This window comes from Pseudomonas sp. S3_A09 (genome assembly GCF_054668065.1).
In genome coordinates this window covers 3864770-3879235 of record NZ_CP162752.1, presented here as the reverse complement: position 1 = coordinate 3879235, position 14466 = coordinate 3864770, and the positions used below count along the sequence as shown (strand labels likewise).

The window sequence follows — 14466 nt, the reverse complement described above, 5'->3', positions numbered from 1 at the left end:
TGCGGCAAACAGCGACACAAGCAGTGTCGTAGCCTCCGGCGAAGGTGCCCTGCAAGAAGGAGAAGTTGAATGCCTTACGAACCGAATGACCGCCTGCTCCGACATTTTGAACAACACGGTACCGACCTCACGCAGCAGGTCGACGCACAACTCCAGCTGATCGCCCCCAACAGCCCGAACATCCCCTTGTATCGCGACATGATCCTCACCGTGCTGCGCATGGCCCAGGACGACCGCAATCGCTGGAACGCCAAGATCACCTTGCAAGCCATCCGCGAACTGGACAATGCCTTCCGCGTACTCGAACAGTTCAAGGGTCGCCGCAAGGTGACGGTATTCGGCTCGGCTCGCACCCCGGTGGAAAGCCCGTTGTATGCACTGGCCCGGGAAGTCGGCGCGGCACTGGCGCGCTCGGACCTGATGGTGATCACCGGCGGTGGGGGCGGCATCATGGCCGCCGCCCACGAAGGCGCGGGCCTGGAACACAGCCTGGGATTCAACATTACCCTGCCGTTTGAACAACATGCCAACCCAACGATTGATGGCACTGAGAACCTGCTGTCCTTCCACTTCTTCTTTACCCGCAAGCTGTTCTTCGTCAAGGAAGCCGATGCCCTGGTGCTGTGCCCAGGCGGCTTCGGCACCCTGGATGAAGCACTGGAAGTGCTGACCCTGATTCAAACCGGCAAGAGCCCTCTGGTCCCGGTGGTGCTGCTGGACGCACCCGGTGGCGGGTTCTGGCAAGGCGCCCTGGACTTTATCCGCAGCCAGCTGGAAGCCAATCGCTACATCCTTCCCACTGACCTCAAGCTGATACGCCTGGTGTACAGCGCCGAAGAGGCGGTGGACGAGATCAACCAGTTTTATGCCAACTTCCACTCCACCCGCTGGCTGAAACGCGAGTTTGTGGTGCGCATGAACCACCCACTCAGTGAACGAGCATTGGCCCATTTACAGAGCGAGTTTGCCAGCCTGCGGCTGAGTGGAGAGTTCCAACAGCTGGCGTATACCGGCGAGGAACATGATGAACCGAGGTTCAGCCATTTGACGCGGCTGGTGTTCAACTTCAACGGGCGCGATCAGGGCCGGCTACGGGAGCTGGTGGACTACATCAACCTGCCGGAGAACTGGGCTCAGGCTCAGGGCAAGGCACAGCAACGGGTGGCGCCGGAGCCGGCGTGATTTTCTGAGGCAAAAAAAAAGACCCACTATTTTCATAGTGGGTCTTTTGCTTGTTCAAGAGATCAGTCGTCCAAATCCCTGCCGCTCAATAATCGGCTGATCATCTCCATCGAAAACCCCCGATAGCTCAGGAATCGCCCCTGCTTCGCCCGTTCCTTGGCATCAATCGGTAGATGGCCAGAGAACTTGCGCCGCCAGGTGTCTTCCAACTGCGCCTGCCAGCTGATCCCGCACTCTCGCAGGGCAAGGTCGATATCGGCGCGTTGCAGGCCACGCTGGCTCAGCTCCTCGCGAATCCGCGCCGGGCCGTAGCCGGAGCGGGCTCGGTAGGAGACAAAGCTTTCGAGGTATCTGGATTCGGAAAGCAGTCCCTCTTCCGTCAGGCGGTCGAGGGCGGTTTCAATCATTTCGGGCTCCGCGCCGCGCTGACGCAGTTTACGCGTCAGCTCGACTCGACCATGCTCGCGGCGAGCGAGCAGGTCCATCGCAGTGCGCCGAACGGCGACGAGTGTATCCAGTACAACTGTCATCGCGTGCTTCAGATGTCAGTATCAGCTTCTTCCACTTCTTCAACCGGCTCGCGGTTGGCGGCAGCTTTCACGTCTGGAGCGGCGGTCAGCAGCTTGTCGCGAATCTGCTTTTCAAGTGTGGCAGCAATGTCCGGGTTGTCCGCCAGGAACTTGGCCGAGTTGGCCTTGCCTTGGCCGATCTTGCTGCCGTTGTAGGCATACCAGGCACCCGATTTCTCGACGAAACCGTGCAACACGCCCAGGTCGATCATCTCGCCGTTCAGGTAGATACCCTTGCCGTAGAGAATCTGGAACTCGGCCTGACGGAAAGGCGGAGCCACTTTGTTCTTCACGACTTTGACGCGGGTTTCACTACCCACAACCTCGTCACCTTCTTTCACCGCGCCAGTACGGCGGATATCCAGACGGACCGAAGCGTAGAACTTCAGCGCGTTACCACCGGTGGTGGTTTCCGGGCTGCCGAACATCACGCCGATCTTCATACGGATTTGGTTGATGAAGATCACCAGGCAGTTGGCGTTCTTGATGTTACCGGTGATTTTACGCAGCGCCTGGGACATCAGACGGGCTTGCAGGCCCACGTGCATATCACCCATTTCGCCTTCGATTTCAGCCTTGGGCACCAGGGCAGCCACGGAGTCGACCACGATCACGTCGATGGCGTTGGAGCGCACCAGCATGTCGGTGATTTCCAGGGCTTGCTCACCGGTGTCTGGCTGGGAAACCAGCAGGTCGTCAACGTTGACGCCCAGTTTGCCGGCGTATTCAGGGTCCAGGGCGTGCTCGGCGTCGACGAACGCACAGGTGGCGCCCATTTTCTGCGCCTGGGCAATGACCGACAGGGTCAGGGTGGTTTTACCGGAAGATTCAGGACCGTAGATTTCAACGATACGGCCTTTTGGCAGGCCGCCAATGCCGAGCGCGATGTCCAGACCCAGAGAGCCAGTGGAAATAGCCGGGATCGCCTGACGGTCGTGATCGCCCATACGCATTACGGCACCCTTGCCGAATTGACGTTCGATCTGACCCAGGGCCGCAGCCAAGGCTTTCTTCTTGTTGTCGTCCATTAAAGTCCTCACGTAATCAATAAGGCCGGGGCGGCCAACACCTGTATAAGTAGACAGTATTGTTCCATAAAGATCGGAGATCGCCTACCCCTGATTTTCTATTTCTGCTGCAGCTCGTCGCAACAAGCCCTCTAGCGCGGCCTTTACCGTTTGTCGGCGGACCTCGTCGCGGTTGCCGGTGAAGTGTTCAACTTCGGCCGTGACGTCCTCGCCCACGCCGAAAGCCAGCCATACAGTGCCCACCGGTTTGTCCGGCGAACCGCCATCCGGCCCCGCCACACCGCTGACGGCGACAGCAAAACGCGCCAGGCTTTTTTCCTGTGCGCCGCGGACCATCGCTTCCACCACTTCCCGGCTGACAGCGCCGACTTTTGAAAACAGCATTTCCGGCACATTCAGCTGCCGGGTCTTCTGACGGTTGGAATAGGTGACATACCCCGCCTCGAACCAGGCCGAACTCCCCGGAATCCGCGTGATGGCTTCCGCGATTCCACCGCCGGTGCAGGACTCGGCAGTGGTGACATGGGCATTGAGCACCTGCAAGCGGCGCCCCAATTCAGCAGCCAGTTGAGTGATTTCCTTCACGGTCGTCTCCAGACGTGGGCGGGGGTTCGCCTACCCTACAGGAGCCGCTCGCACGCGCAAGTGACGGACTGTCTCAAGACGCTAACGGGCGACGGCACGCACGTAAGCCTGGCACGCGCGCAAGGCGATCAAGGCGCTGTCACCGTCGTCGGTGATGCCGATAATTCGCTGAGCATGCGCCGGGTCAAGTCGGGCTCGCGGGGCTGCATGAACCACGCTGCCGGGGGCGGTGGAGGCTGGCACCGGACAGCCACTGGAAGCGTCGAGAAGGACTGACAACCGCACATCAGCAGTGGCCAGGCGGTCGCGCAAAATAGCTTGGTTACGTTGGGCATCGCTCAACTCCCGGGCATGTCGTTGATCATCGGCACTGAGCTGTTGCTCAAGGGCCAGCCGCTTATCCTGCTCGACCTGCTTCTGGTACAGGGCTGCCTGCGTCTGCGCTGCCGACAAATGTGCGATCTGCGCCGCGTACCGCCAGGCCTGTACCTGCCACACAACCGCCATCAGCAGGCATACACCGATCAAGCGGCACGCGCCTAAGAAACGCACAACACCGCCTTCGCCCGCGCCCATAACCGCAAGCGATCCTCCAGCCCATTGAGCCCGCCATTGATACGTCGCGTGATCGCAGTGAATTGATCCTTGTCGGCCAGTTCGTTCAGGCCGTTGCGTTGCCAGAACCAAGCCGCCGACTCGGCCGCCCATTGCGGCTGCTCCAGCAATGTCGGTTCCCGCAACAAACGATCATCGCCGAACAGTGCCTGGCTGCAAGACAGGTAATTGCGGCGTCCGGTAATCTGGATCAGCCCCCTGCCCCGGTATTTCTGGCCGTCGCCGTCGGCTTCGGGTGTGTTGCCCAGGCGTGCGGCCAATGCGCCAGTATCGTACTTGCTCAAATATTCATCACTGCCCAGTTCACGCACGTAACGCAATTCGCCGGACTCATGACCGACCTGGGCGAGAAACGCAGCAATGCGCTTGGGTTGACCGATCTCAAACCTGGACATTGCCATGTTCAGTGCGGGCAAAAAAGAGCCCGCTCCAAGGCGGGCTCCCGGCAGGATTTGAAGCAGTTGGGGCAGTGTTATCAGCATGGTTCCTCACTCGGCCGGGGACAAACCACTGGCCTTGATCGCACATCGGTAGCTCTCTTTGCGCTTGCCGCTGGCAGTCACACTGTCGATCGACCAACGACCCCGCATAAAGCCAGGCCAGGACTCGTCCAACAGCAACAGCCCTTCGGCGCCAAATGAGGGGTTTCCAGGGCAGATCACACTGACCTGCAAGCCCTCACGGCCCACTCGACGCATCTCGCCCTCAGCGGCAGTTCTGGCTTCAGCCTCGCTCTGGTAACGCTGCGTCATGACCTTGAACGGCGCGCCCCCCACCTCCACCACGTGTTGTTTACCGGCGGCTGCATCCCACCAGCGCGCTTGGGCGCCGGAGTAGGTCGCGCGGCTGGTTTCAGTAAAGCTGGCGGAAACAAACGCACGATCTCCCGGACGGTTATCACGGGTGATCGACAACTGCACATCCGGCAAAACCTTGCCAGACAGCGACTTGATCTGCCCTTTGCGGCCCAGCACATACAGCTCGTCGACGGGTTTGGCCACCGCATCGAACCGCTTGGCCAACCGCGTCAAAAACGCCATGTCGCTTTCATTGGTCTGGTCGATATGCTGGATCTGTTCGCCTTCCAAGTCATGTGCCACACGCGGTGAGAAGCCATGGCGAGTGGTCAACTGGCGAAACAGCGCCCCCAGGCTGATCGGCCCGTGACTGGCGGTTCGTCGCTTCTTGAACTCGGGTTCATCAAAAGGCGCTGCCGTCGCCACCAGCACCACGCGCAGCGGAAACAGCGACGGCGTACGCTGAGTGATCTTGAAACGCCCTTTATCCACCAGGCCGGATTCCCGGTAGCCAACGCGCAGGCCGATATGCCCGCCCAAGCCAGGCAACCCTTCAAGGCCTTCGATGTCGAGAGTCAACTTCAACTGATCGGACACGAAACCCGCCAAATCAGTGTGTTCCCACTCCAGTAGCCGCTCATTGAGCAGCGCGGCGTTGTCGCCGTAAATTTCCACCACCGGTGTAAATCCAAGTGTCATGGTGACTCCTTAATCCCAGGCCGAAACCGGCTGATTGGCGGTCGGTTGTGTCTCCAGTTCAGGCACAATCACGTTGACGCCCGCAGGCAATACCGCGCCCTGTTCGGCCAATTCAGGATTCAAGCGCCACAACACTTCCTCAGCCGCATCATCACAGCGCCTTAGCTCGCGGTAGAGCAGCAGGTTCACCGAATCACCCGCAATACTTCGTACCCTACGCATTGACGAACTCCTCCAGTACCACCGACCAATTGATCACCATCGCCGTACCGTCATCGATGACGCTGGACTGTTTTTCGTCCACCGACTTGATGGTCCACAGCCCCCAGCTGAGGCCTACGCCGTCGACCAAAGGCAACGGCACACGAAGGGCTTGCAGCGCACGCAACTCATCCAGCCGCGCCATACCCTGTGCCCGTGCAGCCTTGCCACCAAAGGCGAGCGTTTCGAGCGCCTGGCCGACCTGGCTGGACTTGGGTTTACCGGCCACGATCTCCAGGCTGACCCAACCACCACTGCTTGCACGGTCCAGGGTGTCGTAGGCAAACCCACGGGACAGCCCAAAAATAAAGGTGCCCAATGCCATCTGTTGTCGCATCACGCTACTCCTGTATCAGTCAGGGCCGAGTCACGTCGCGTCGCCAGCAAGCTGTCCATCGGCAACGGCGTGAATTGAGCCTCAATCTGTTGCACCACCAGCGCAGCCAGTTGCTGATAGCTGGCCTGTTCAGGTGCGTTGATCGTGATGTGCGGGGAGAAGGTGAGTTGGCGGTTGTCAGCCTGGGCGTTGCTCAGGTGCTTGCCGACATCTGCAGGCGCCGGCAGACGGTCCCTAGGCCCGAACAGCTTGTCACCGAGCCAAGCGCCCGCCTCACTGCCGAGCAAGCCTCCGATTGCTCCGCCGACAGCAGTCCCCACACCGGGGAAAACCAGCGTGCCGATGGCTGCACCCGCAGAGGCTCCAGCCCAGGCGCCACCGGCCGTGCTGAGGCCGGCGCCGATGGCCTTGACGTCGCCATTGCGTACGCCTTGGGCCACATCCATGGCCGTGTCGACATACCTCAACGGGCCAAGACGGCGGACGGCGGATGACTCCAACTTCGCCAGGGTGCCCGACAACCCGGCCGCCAGGCCTTTGCCCGCACCGCGCATCAGGGGACGGGATGTCGGAAGTGCTGCGGAGGAGGCAAACGACCGACCGGGAAGACCGGTCGCGGCCTGACTCGCACGCGTGCCCTCGAATGGAAGCTGCCGCTGGACCACGACATTGAGTGGAGGCGACACCTTGGCCGCAGACACAGCACGTGGCGACTTGAGATCCATGGCCCTTCTGACCACGCTGGTCTTGACCTCGCGCGAGCTGGATTGACGGGTCTTGCTACGCGGGCCACGCGGTTTTTTCCGTGTGTCTTTAGGGCGCGCTTTTTCTTGCGCCCTGGCGGTCTTGCCCACACCCTCAGGCACCTGTGACTGCACCGGTTCCAATGACCCGCGAATATCCGGAGGAAGGGCTCCCGTGCAGCAGCACTCCTTACCTTTGTTACCGTCCTTGTCCTCTTTGAGCCACTTGGCGGCCGTGGGATACCTGTCCGCCACGGCATCAAGCGCTTTGCCTGAAAGCCTGTCTTTGGCCTTATCCCACAAACCGCTGACCACCTCCTTGCCGACGAACTTAACGGCATCGGTTCCCATCTCGAGACCCTGCTCGCGCCAGGAACGGGTAGCAGGCTCGGGCTTTTTTGGCTCACTTGCGCCAGGTGCAGCAGTGACATCAGCTGTCTTGGTTGCCAGCGTTTGTTCGCGGGCGGACAGCGTGCTGTTGAGGGTCTCCAGCGTCTCGCGCAACCGGACTTGCTCTTGCGTCAAGGCATTGAGGCCGGTACTGACAGTCATCAGCGCCGAAGTGAGCGGTGGCTGCGGCTGCGGCGCAGCCTCCAGGCTCACCGGTGCGGCAAGGCCTGCGGTAAACGGTGTGAGCACACTGCCGAGGTCCGCATCGCCGATCATCCAGCGTAAATCCTCCTGGACGAGCCGGACCCCATATTTAGTCTCTTGCATCCCGCTTACTCCTGTTTAACGCCAAGGCGAGTGATCGCGATGTCGTAGCGGCGCAATGCTTTTGCGGCATCCCAATCCAGGATCTCCGCCTCATTGACCGAGTAAACCAGCGGCACCACATCGAGGATCACGTCGATGTCGCGTTGCGAAAGAAAGCCGCCGGTTGATTTAAAAAATCGTCGATGCGCTCCTGCAATTCGGTCCAGTCGGGCACAGTCAGGTTGGCGAGATCGGGGATCATCAGGCCGCTGCAATGAGCGGTGATGAACTCGGCGCGTTCTTTGTTGGTGGCGAGTTTTTTCATTACCTTGGTGGCGCGCAGGGCGGGCATTTCCAGGGACAGCTCGGTGAAGGTACGGCCAGCAGCATCGAGGGGCTGCAACAGTTGGATGGGCTGGTCGTGGGTCGATTCCGCCTGCCCGTCGAGGAAGAACGATGCAGGACGTGTCGACATCTCATGTACGTATTGGGCGATGGTCACGTAGTCCGGGCGCTTGAGTTGGTCGAGCTCTTTTTCCGACAGGCCGGTGGCGAGTTTCGCCAGTTCGAAGAACTGGTCGTCCTCGTCATCACCGGCCCGGGCCAGCGCCTCTTTTTGCGCGGCGTAGTACAGCGGCTTGAGTTGCACCTGCTCGATCGTCGCGCCGGTGTCGGCGGTGATCGGCGAGAGCAGGGGGTGCAGCGGTGGCATCCAGGCCATGGGGTAGCTCCTTGGTGAAGTATGGGGGGCGAGCGAACCCGCCCCCGGAGGCATTACGGCATCAGCACGGCGCGGCGCGCATCGCCGAGGATGTCGACGCCGTTGAGCACGAATTTCTGGGTGCGTACGTCGATGTCGATCACCGGAATGCCGTTTTCCAGACGGTTGTAGGTGCGGCAGGAGAGTTCCAGGGTGGTGGTGGCCTTCTCACCCATTTTCAGCTTCGCTTCCTCGAGGGATTTGAGCTTGCCGCCCACGGTGTGATAGGTGAAGTAGGTCTTGCCATCCTGGTCCTGACCGGCCTCGCGAACGTTCAGCAGGATGTCATCACCCAGGCGCACGCCCAACGCCAGCATGATTTCCGGGCCCGCACCTTGGAGGATCAACTTGGCGCCCAGCACCTTGCCGCTCTTGGCCATTTCCTCGGCAATGAAGCGCCCGCCGGACATGGGCTCCATGTCGAACTCAATCTTCGGAGGGGTAAATTCTTCCACCGTCGCGGACAACGGCAGGCCTTGAAGGGTGGCCGCAATGGCCTGTCTGACTCGGTTGGTAAACATTAGAGAACGTCCTCCAGGAACTGCTCGATGATTTCATCGCGGGCATTGAGTTGATAAATCATGTGTTCGTTCGGCGCGTACCGCCCGTAGTCGATGACGATGAACCAGGTGCCGTTCTTGTATTTCTCGACACTGTTCAATTCCGGGTGCAAGTACACGCTGCCGCCGGGGATGGTTTCGTCGGCGACCAGGGTTTGTAGCCAATCGTTGATGCGCTTGACCTCCTGGTCCATGAAGGACTTGGTGAGGTTCTTGGCCATGGCTTTCTGGCCGGCCTTGACCAGCTTGCGGCTGATCGCGTCCTCCAGGCCGACGTAGCTGATGAACTTGCCGGTGATGGAACGGTTACCCAGCAGCGAGAAGCCGCCAAGGATCGTGCGAGCGTAATAGCTCACGCCGTAGCGATTGAGCAGGTCGCCTTCGGTGGACGTGTCGAGGATGTTGTACTCGACGACGCGGGAAACATCCTCTGCGAACGTCACCTGATTGCCTGGGCTTTCCCACTGCTTGACCTTGGCCAGCGCAGCGATCGCCAGGGACGACGGCGCAAGGAACACGTTTTTCTTCGCCGCCTTGGAGTACACCGACGGCATGTTGTGCACCAGCAGGCAACGGTCGAAACCTAGGTCGGCACCGCCCAGCTCGCCGCTGTAGGTCACTTGGTCGGCGACGCTTGCGTCTTTGCCGTCCAACACCACACGCGCTTTGATGCGCTTGCCGAAGGAGGCAAACTCACCGGCTACAGCTTTAGTGCCGGTGAAGCCTGGGGCACCGATGATGGTCAGGTCTTCCGGCACGCTGGCCAGCGCGGCCAGGCCGAGCTTGCGACCGGTGACCGGCTCATCGCCGCCGATCACATTGTTGATCGTGTCAGCCGGGGTGGCGCCCTCCTCCACGATCACGACGTAGACCGGCACCTTCACGACCTTGAGGATCTGATACACGGCATGAAACAACGTGCCCGACTCAGTACCCGTGGGGTCCAGCAGCGCCTGGGTGGTGAAACTGTTGATGCGGAACGGCGCGTTTTTAGGGATCGACGCGTGCGCCTTCGGCGCAGTGCCGACCAGGCCGATGACATTATCGCCGAGGCCACCCATGGCCTCGGGGGATTCGGTGGCATTCACGGTGATGCCGTTGTGCTCGAAGTTAAGAACCTCAGCCATGGTTAGTCAGCCTTCTTGGGGGTGGAGTTGAGGACGCTGGTCAGTTCCAGACGGCCGGCGGTGCGCAGGGCGGATGCTTCGACGTCCAGCAGTTGCAGTTCCTCGCCGGCGGTGGACCAATGGCCGTTACCGATGGGGAATGGGATGAGGACGGTGTAGGTTTTGCGGTCAGACATGAGTGGAATTCTCCGTGTGTAAAACACCAAAGCCCCTGCGAGGAGGGGCTTTGGGGAGGCGAAAAAAAACCGCTTTCGCGGCGAGGCTTCAGGTACGGTCAGGCAGTGGGTAGAGCGCCTTGATTTCGGCAACTTTGTCACGCCAGGCTTTTTCTTTTTCGGGGGTTTCGTCGTATTGCCACTCGAGAAACAAAGGATCGGCTGCAGTCATATAGAGCGTGCGACGCGCAGAGATAACACGTTCCAGCTCGGCGCTATCTTCAGCTTCATTGACGAGTTGATCTACAAGGACTTCGTCAAACCCAAGCGCTTTCAAAATGAGACGGTCCGCAGGAACATTGATGAGCGTCTCACCCGATGCCAACAGTAATTTTTTGATAGACCCAACCATATCAAACTCCTTTCACTGCATAGCGCAGATCGTTATCCAATGTGTAAGCCAATCTGCTTTCCGGGTAGGTCTCTCCAAGTTCGGGGGCGGTCATCGCAAACGGCTTCACCTTCCAAGAGATTTCATATTCAGGTGTCACGGCTTGACTCAGCTCAACCTCGGCATCGGAGCGGCTGAACTTCACAGGTTCTTCAAAACTCTTGGTGACGATATATGTAAGTCCGCCACGCAAGTAGCAACCCGATTCCTGTGGGGACGAGACCAAAGTGCCGGGGGTCTGGTTAAGCCAGATGGGTTTAAGGCCGGTGACCGGACGGACATAAGACAACATACCAAATTGTGCGCGCCGGACGGTCTCTCGATACGTTTGGGAGATTCGTTTAATGGTCAGAAAGTTTGCGTCCCCATTCCACGGGATCCCACAGCCCTCCATTTGCAGGTTCAGACCCGCAACATGCGCTTCAAAATTGTTATTGAACGGATTGAGGCCTGCGTCCAATGCGTAGTTCCTGGAAATAACAATCTCCGACATACCTTTTTCGTTACCCGGCATCCGCCACCAGACGGGGTAGAAAATGTTGGTAGATAGTCCCGTAAGATCGATCGTCTGTGTGTAGGAAGCACGACCGTTGATATCCTTAGCTTGTACGCTGTTACGCCACGCAGTGAACTGGGCCGACGCCGTCTCCACGCGAGCATCTATTTTTCCAATTTGGTTGGTTACTGTTTCGGTAAGCTTATTACATGCATCTACAACTTTTGTGATAGTCGCTTCAATTCCCATCATCAACTCCCTGTCGATTCTGTATTCTCATTACACGTGTGACATCTACTACTGTGCTTCCAGATGCATAACTCTAAACATCAAGTCTATGTGGCGAGACATATTTGCCACCGAAGCCGCCGCCATAACTGCGATTTCTTCAGCCAGCAACAAATTGAGATTTTCACTCCCCACCACAATCGTCACGCTGTCCGCCGGCAACGGCGAAACATCCAGCGTGAACTTTTGCAGCACCCGAGCCGCTGCCGCTTTATACGTCAGCAACTTCCCTGCCACGGAGTACACCGCCAGCAAAGTCCCGCTGGCGAGATAAAACCCGAACTCGCCAATTTCATACTCACCCTCGCCATCAAACAGCGCGGCCATCCTGAGTTGTCGGTCGCCCAGGTCCTCGTAATCCACGATGGCGACCCGTTGGCGCTCATCACGCAGCGCCACTTCCGTGCCGTCCGGGTTGTAGCGACCGGTGCCGGCGCCGATGTGGGTGATTTCGCCTTTCAGGCCCTGGTTCTTTGCCTGCAGCACTTCATCCAAACCTTTGGAGGTGAAGCGCACCAGGCGCGTAATGTCATCTGTCATGGCTGCGCCCTGAGGTCGTAGTCGTTAATGGTGTAGTGCTGGGCAGCCCCAGCACTGTTCAGTCGGGCAACCAACGCCAACTCCGGCAACGCGCCGTGCAGGCACAGCTCGCCATCGCTCAAAAGGGCGTGGAGGACCTGAGTGAGCGCAATTCGACCTTCGGTTTCATGCACGATGGTGATCGTCGCCTGGTCCCGCTCGCTCTTGGCTGCGTTGATACGACGGATCAGTCGATTGTGATCGCCACGGGACCAACTGCGCCCGATGATGGCCTGCACGTCGAAGGTGTAAGGCTTCTCCATCGGACGCTGCTGATACCACGCGCTGATGTTGGGCGTGAACCCCAGCGATTCCACCGCATAACTCAACGCTTTCGGCGTGCCGGCTTGGCGCTGGATCTGCCAGGACAAGGCCACAGTGATGCGCTTTTCGGTGGCGCTGGCATCCGCATCCCACTCACTCACCCCTCGATCGGCGGCAAGGTAAGGAAGAAACTCGGCAGGCGTTTGCAGTGGATCCATCAACGCCGGAAACGGCGGCATTACGCGGTCGAGCAGCTTGCCAAACCCCAGGTCCAACGCCTTTTCCAACGGAGAGCTATTGGCCGGCAACAAGCTCGCTTTAGGCTCACTCATAGCGTACGCACCTCCACTTCGACACCCGTGCAATACGGCGCCTGGAACGCGCTGCCAATAACCGGCACCAGAGGCTCAAGAATCTGCAGCTGCGCAGCCCCTGCACTGTGAATCGCATAGTCAATCCAACTCGGATCCACCCGCCCTTCCAGCCGATGACAAGACTCTGCGTAGTCCTGCAGCAGTTTCTGCGCAGCGACTTGAGTGAGTCCCGAATCCGGGCCGGCGTTGATCTTGGCGACCACACGGATTTTGTACGGCAGGATTTGCGCACTTTGCACGCTGACCAAGTCAGTCTCCGGTCGCACATCCGGCCGTGCGAAATGGCGACGAACGCCGTCAAGCAAATCGGCAGATGGCGTACCGTCGCCCTCACGAGAAAGCACGGTGACCATGACTTCGCCGGGCGCTGTTCGACACCCATTGCCATCTTTGACCTGGGCCGCATAACCGTCCGGATCAAAGGTGTAGCTGACCGTCACCACGCCCGGCGTTGCGCTTTGCACTTTTACCGACGGCCGCTCGCCGAGGGTGAACACCTCGCGCCGATACTGCATCCGCGAGCCCGCCGCCGGAGCATGGGGCGCCAGGTAGTAACGCAGGCGAGCGTCGTCATCGCTTTCCAACGTCGGCGGCACAGGCGGGAAAGCGGCCGGGTCGCCGGGGTCGAGCACTTGGCGTTCCAGGCCCATGTCGGCCAGTCGAGCATCCAGGTTACTGCCAGTGGCCCACCACGCCAGCATCTGCTTGATGCGGGCGTTGTACTTGCGTTCGTGGGTTTGCAGGCGCACGCAAAACGCTTCCAGGGCCAGGGTCAGCAGTTCGCTTTCATTGTCGAGGCTGACCTTGAGTTTGGCCGCGCTTTGCGGCGCACGGGTGGCGACGTAGTCGACGACGAAGGCCTTGAACTCGGCCAACAACGGTTCGAACTCATCCACGGCGATGATGGCCGGTTCCGCCAGTTGGTTCTGGCCAGGGATCAACATGCTCATGTCGCGACCTCGAAGGTTTGTTGGCGGTTTTTCCAGGTACCGGCAAAACGCAGCAACAGTCCGGCGCCCTGACGGGTGGCGACGATGATCTGGGGTTGAAAGTCGCCGATGCCGTTCTGGGTGTTGTAGAACGCCTGCGCGGCGTGGCTTTGGGCGAGGATCAGCAGGTCATCCCCCAGGTTCTGGCCAAGCAGTTGCGGGATCAGCGAGCCGTACAGCGGGCGTTTCTGGCGAGTGCCCACGGGGGTGGTCAGCGCTCGGGTGGCGCGCTGTACGAATTGCAGCCAGTCGTCGACGACTGCCCCGGTGTTCCTATCGATTCCGATCATGGCAACTCCTTATGCGCGACTGATCACGCGGCCCTGGTGATCCACCACCGGACCGCTCAAATGCACACCGGCGGCATCCAGCAACACGCCGGTGACGCCGAGTTGCAGGGTGATGCTCTGGGCATTCAGGGTCAGGCTGGCGGCGCCAACCTTGACGTCGACCTGCTCGCGAGAGCCACTGAACGTAGTCGGGCCGTTGACCCAGTTGAAAATGTGACTGGCGTCGTCGTAGTCACTTTGGGTGCCGTCCTGATGGCGACGCCGCGTCAGCGAGGCAACGTCGGACACGGGTGGAAAGAGACTACTGTTGAGGCCGAACAAGGCGACGGACTGCGCGCCTCCTTCCCCGCCGCCGTAATTGAGCAGCAGGCATTGTTCGCCCACAGAGGGGATGCGGGTTTCGGTTTGCGCCCCCGCACTCGGGTTGAAAAACTGGATCGCCGGGCTGAGCAAATCACCGTGGCTGACCTTGCAGGTATTAGTCGCGGCGTCGACCTCCTGGCACACGCCAATCCGGCAGAAGCTATCTGCACGTCGATACAGGTCTTCCAACTGGGCTTCCATTTCTGCCAGGCGCTCGACAATCGGCCCGAGTTGCATGCGTAGCAATGCATCAAACAT

22 protein-coding genes are annotated in these 14466 nt (G+C 59.8%); 1 reads left to right on the top strand and 21 read right to left on the bottom strand.

Annotation, left to right across the window (positions count from 1 at the left end; genetic code table 11):
• Positions 1-69: 69 nt before the first annotated feature.
• Positions 70-1182, top strand: a complete 1113-nt coding sequence (locus tag AB4N92_RS18050; protein ID WP_010212688.1) for an LOG family protein — start codon at positions 70-72, stop codon at positions 1180-1182.
• Positions 1183-1244: 62 nt separating this feature from the next.
• Here the strand turns inward: AB4N92_RS18050 and recX are convergent, their stop codons facing one another.
• The 21 genes from recX to AB4N92_RS17945 form a co-directional block, all read right to left on the bottom strand.
• A complete protein-coding gene (gene recX, locus AB4N92_RS18045; protein WP_021492459.1) occupies positions 1245-1712 on the bottom strand; it encodes a recombination regulator RecX in 468 nt (155 codons plus the stop codon).
• A gap of 8 nt (positions 1713-1720) precedes the next feature.
• The gene (gene recA, locus AB4N92_RS18040) at positions 1721-2779 is read right to left on the bottom strand and encodes a recombinase RecA (protein ID WP_003189042.1); all 1059 of its coding nucleotides are present in this window, start codon (positions 2777-2779) and stop codon (positions 1721-1723) included.
• A gap of 84 nt (positions 2780-2863) precedes the next feature.
• Positions 2864-3364: a CinA family protein gene (locus AB4N92_RS18035; RefSeq protein WP_010212691.1), complete on the bottom strand. Its 501-nt coding sequence runs from the start codon at positions 3362-3364 to the stop codon at positions 2864-2866.
• 81 nt (positions 3365-3445) lie between these two features.
• On the bottom strand, positions 3446-3940 hold the full coding sequence (locus AB4N92_RS18030; RefSeq protein WP_010212694.1) for a lysis system i-spanin subunit Rz: 495 nt from the start codon (positions 3938-3940) through the stop codon (positions 3446-3448).
• On the bottom strand, positions 3904-4461 hold the full coding sequence (locus AB4N92_RS18025) for a glycoside hydrolase family 19 protein (protein ID WP_010212696.1): 558 nt from the start codon (positions 4459-4461) through the stop codon (positions 3904-3906). Before AB4N92_RS18025 ends, AB4N92_RS18030 begins: the two co-directional genes overlap by 37 nt.
• Positions 4462-4467: 6 nt before the next feature.
• Positions 4468-5475, bottom strand: coding sequence for a contractile injection system protein, VgrG/Pvc8 family (locus tag AB4N92_RS18020; RefSeq protein ID WP_010212698.1), 1008 nt, complete (start codon positions 5473-5475; stop codon positions 4468-4470).
• A 9-nt stretch (positions 5476-5484) separates the two neighbouring features.
• Positions 5485-5697: a tail protein X gene (locus AB4N92_RS18015; protein ID WP_021492460.1), complete on the bottom strand. Its 213-nt coding sequence runs from the start codon at positions 5695-5697 to the stop codon at positions 5485-5487.
• Positions 5690-6073, bottom strand: coding sequence for a phage tail protein (locus tag AB4N92_RS18010; RefSeq protein ID WP_010212701.1), 384 nt, complete (start codon positions 6071-6073; stop codon positions 5690-5692). The genes AB4N92_RS18015 and AB4N92_RS18010 overlap by 8 nt, the downstream gene beginning before the upstream one ends.
• On the bottom strand, positions 6073-7533 hold the full coding sequence (locus AB4N92_RS18005) for a hypothetical protein (RefSeq protein WP_010212703.1): 1461 nt from the start codon (positions 7531-7533) through the stop codon (positions 6073-6075). The genes AB4N92_RS18010 and AB4N92_RS18005 overlap by 1 nt, the downstream gene beginning before the upstream one ends.
• A 5-nt stretch (positions 7534-7538) precedes the next feature.
• Positions 7539-7664 carry a hypothetical protein gene (locus AB4N92_RS18000; RefSeq protein ID WP_010212704.1) on the bottom strand — a complete coding sequence of 42 codons (126 nt, stop codon included), beginning with the start codon at positions 7662-7664 and terminating at the stop codon, positions 7539-7541.
• Entirely contained in the window at positions 7661-8233 is a 573-nt protein-coding gene (locus AB4N92_RS17995; RefSeq protein ID WP_010212706.1) for a phage tail assembly protein, read from the bottom strand. The genes AB4N92_RS18000 and AB4N92_RS17995 overlap by 4 nt, the downstream gene beginning before the upstream one ends.
• A gap of 53 nt (positions 8234-8286) precedes the next feature.
• Positions 8287-8793, bottom strand: a complete 507-nt coding sequence (locus AB4N92_RS17990; RefSeq protein WP_010212707.1) for a phage major tail tube protein — start codon at positions 8791-8793, stop codon at positions 8287-8289.
• Positions 8793-9959: a phage tail sheath protein gene (locus AB4N92_RS17985; RefSeq protein WP_042571729.1), complete on the bottom strand. Its 1167-nt coding sequence runs from the start codon at positions 9957-9959 to the stop codon at positions 8793-8795. Before AB4N92_RS17985 ends, AB4N92_RS17990 begins: the two co-directional genes overlap by 1 nt.
• 2 nt (positions 9960-9961) lie before the next feature.
• Positions 9962-10135: a hypothetical protein gene (locus AB4N92_RS17980; RefSeq protein ID WP_021492464.1), complete on the bottom strand. Its 174-nt coding sequence runs from the start codon at positions 10133-10135 to the stop codon at positions 9962-9964.
• An 88-nt stretch (positions 10136-10223) separates the two neighbouring features.
• The gene (locus tag AB4N92_RS17975) at positions 10224-10526 is read right to left on the bottom strand and encodes a hypothetical protein (protein WP_010212711.1); all 303 of its coding nucleotides are present in this window, start codon (positions 10524-10526) and stop codon (positions 10224-10226) included.
• Between the two features lies 1 nt (position 10527).
• The gene (locus tag AB4N92_RS17970) at positions 10528-11310 is read right to left on the bottom strand and encodes a hypothetical protein (protein WP_010212713.1); all 783 of its coding nucleotides are present in this window, start codon (positions 11308-11310) and stop codon (positions 10528-10530) included.
• A gap of 48 nt (positions 11311-11358) precedes the next feature.
• Positions 11359-11889 (bottom strand): hypothetical protein, encoded by a 531-nt coding sequence (locus AB4N92_RS17965; RefSeq protein ID WP_106118926.1) that lies wholly within the window; start codon positions 11887-11889, stop codon positions 11359-11361.
• The gene (locus AB4N92_RS17960; RefSeq protein ID WP_021492468.1) at positions 11886-12524 is read right to left on the bottom strand and encodes a phage tail protein I; all 639 of its coding nucleotides are present in this window, start codon (positions 12522-12524) and stop codon (positions 11886-11888) included. Before AB4N92_RS17960 ends, AB4N92_RS17965 begins: the two co-directional genes overlap by 4 nt.
• The gene (locus AB4N92_RS17955; RefSeq protein ID WP_021492469.1) at positions 12521-13516 is read right to left on the bottom strand and encodes a baseplate J/gp47 family protein; all 996 of its coding nucleotides are present in this window, start codon (positions 13514-13516) and stop codon (positions 12521-12523) included. Before AB4N92_RS17955 ends, AB4N92_RS17960 begins: the two co-directional genes overlap by 4 nt.
• A complete protein-coding gene (locus AB4N92_RS17950; protein ID WP_021492470.1) occupies positions 13513-13845 on the bottom strand; it encodes a phage baseplate protein in 333 nt (110 codons plus the stop codon). Before AB4N92_RS17950 ends, AB4N92_RS17955 begins: the two co-directional genes overlap by 4 nt.
• A 9-nt stretch (positions 13846-13854) precedes the next feature.
• The gene (locus AB4N92_RS17945; protein ID WP_010212718.1) at positions 13855-14466 is read right to left on the bottom strand and encodes a phage baseplate assembly protein V; all 612 of its coding nucleotides are present in this window, start codon (positions 14464-14466) and stop codon (positions 13855-13857) included.

Excerpts from the sequence above, each read along its gene's own strand:
- AB4N92_RS18050 (WP_010212688.1), top strand. The coding sequence starts at position 70 with ATGCCTTACGAACCGAATGACCGCCTGCTCCGACATTTTGAACAACAC.
- recX (WP_021492459.1), bottom strand. The coding sequence starts at position 1,712 with ATGACAGTTGTACTGGATACACTCGTCGCCGTTCGGCGCACTGCGATG.
- recA (WP_003189042.1), bottom strand. The coding sequence starts at position 2,779 with ATGGACGACAACAAGAAGAAAGCCTTGGCTGCGGCCCTGGGTCAGATC.
- AB4N92_RS18030 (WP_010212694.1), bottom strand. The coding sequence starts at position 3,940 with ATGGGCGCGGGCGAAGGCGGTGTTGTGCGTTTCTTAGGCGCGTGCCGC.
- AB4N92_RS18025 (WP_010212696.1), bottom strand. The coding sequence starts at position 4,461 with ATGCTGATAACACTGCCCCAACTGCTTCAAATCCTGCCGGGAGCCCGC.
- AB4N92_RS18020 (WP_010212698.1), bottom strand. The coding sequence starts at position 5,475 with ATGACACTTGGATTTACACCGGTGGTGGAAATTTACGGCGACAACGCC.
- AB4N92_RS18015 (WP_021492460.1), bottom strand. The coding sequence starts at position 5,697 with ATGCGTAGGGTACGAAGTATTGCGGGTGATTCGGTGAACCTGCTGCTC.
- AB4N92_RS18010 (WP_010212701.1), bottom strand. The coding sequence starts at position 6,073 with ATGCGACAACAGATGGCATTGGGCACCTTTATTTTTGGGCTGTCCCGT.
- AB4N92_RS18005 (WP_010212703.1), bottom strand. The coding sequence starts at position 7,533 with ATGCAAGAGACTAAATATGGGGTCCGGCTCGTCCAGGAGGATTTACGC.
- AB4N92_RS17995 (WP_010212706.1), bottom strand. The coding sequence starts at position 8,233 with ATGGCCTGGATGCCACCGCTGCACCCCCTGCTCTCGCCGATCACCGCC.
- AB4N92_RS17990 (WP_010212707.1), bottom strand. The coding sequence starts at position 8,793 with ATGTTTACCAACCGAGTCAGACAGGCCATTGCGGCCACCCTTCAAGGC.
- AB4N92_RS17985 (WP_042571729.1), bottom strand. The coding sequence starts at position 9,959 with ATGGCTGAGGTTCTTAACTTCGAGCACAACGGCATCACCGTGAATGCC.
- AB4N92_RS17980 (WP_021492464.1), bottom strand. The coding sequence starts at position 10,135 with ATGTCTGACCGCAAAACCTACACCGTCCTCATCCCATTCCCCATCGGT.
- AB4N92_RS17975 (WP_010212711.1), bottom strand. The coding sequence starts at position 10,526 with ATGGTTGGGTCTATCAAAAAATTACTGTTGGCATCGGGTGAGACGCTC.
- AB4N92_RS17970 (WP_010212713.1), bottom strand. The coding sequence starts at position 11,310 with ATGGGAATTGAAGCGACTATCACAAAAGTTGTAGATGCATGTAATAAG.
- AB4N92_RS17965 (WP_106118926.1), bottom strand. The coding sequence starts at position 11,889 with ATGACAGATGACATTACGCGCCTGGTGCGCTTCACCTCCAAAGGTTTG.
- AB4N92_RS17960 (WP_021492468.1), bottom strand. The coding sequence starts at position 12,524 with ATGAGTGAGCCTAAAGCGAGCTTGTTGCCGGCCAATAGCTCTCCGTTG.
- AB4N92_RS17955 (WP_021492469.1), bottom strand. The coding sequence starts at position 13,516 with ATGAGCATGTTGATCCCTGGCCAGAACCAACTGGCGGAACCGGCCATC.
- AB4N92_RS17950 (WP_021492470.1), bottom strand. The coding sequence starts at position 13,845 with ATGATCGGAATCGATAGGAACACCGGGGCAGTCGTCGACGACTGGCTG.
- AB4N92_RS17945 (WP_010212718.1), bottom strand. The coding sequence starts at position 14,466 with ATGTTTGATGCATTGCTACGCATGCAACTCGGGCCGATTGTCGAGCGC.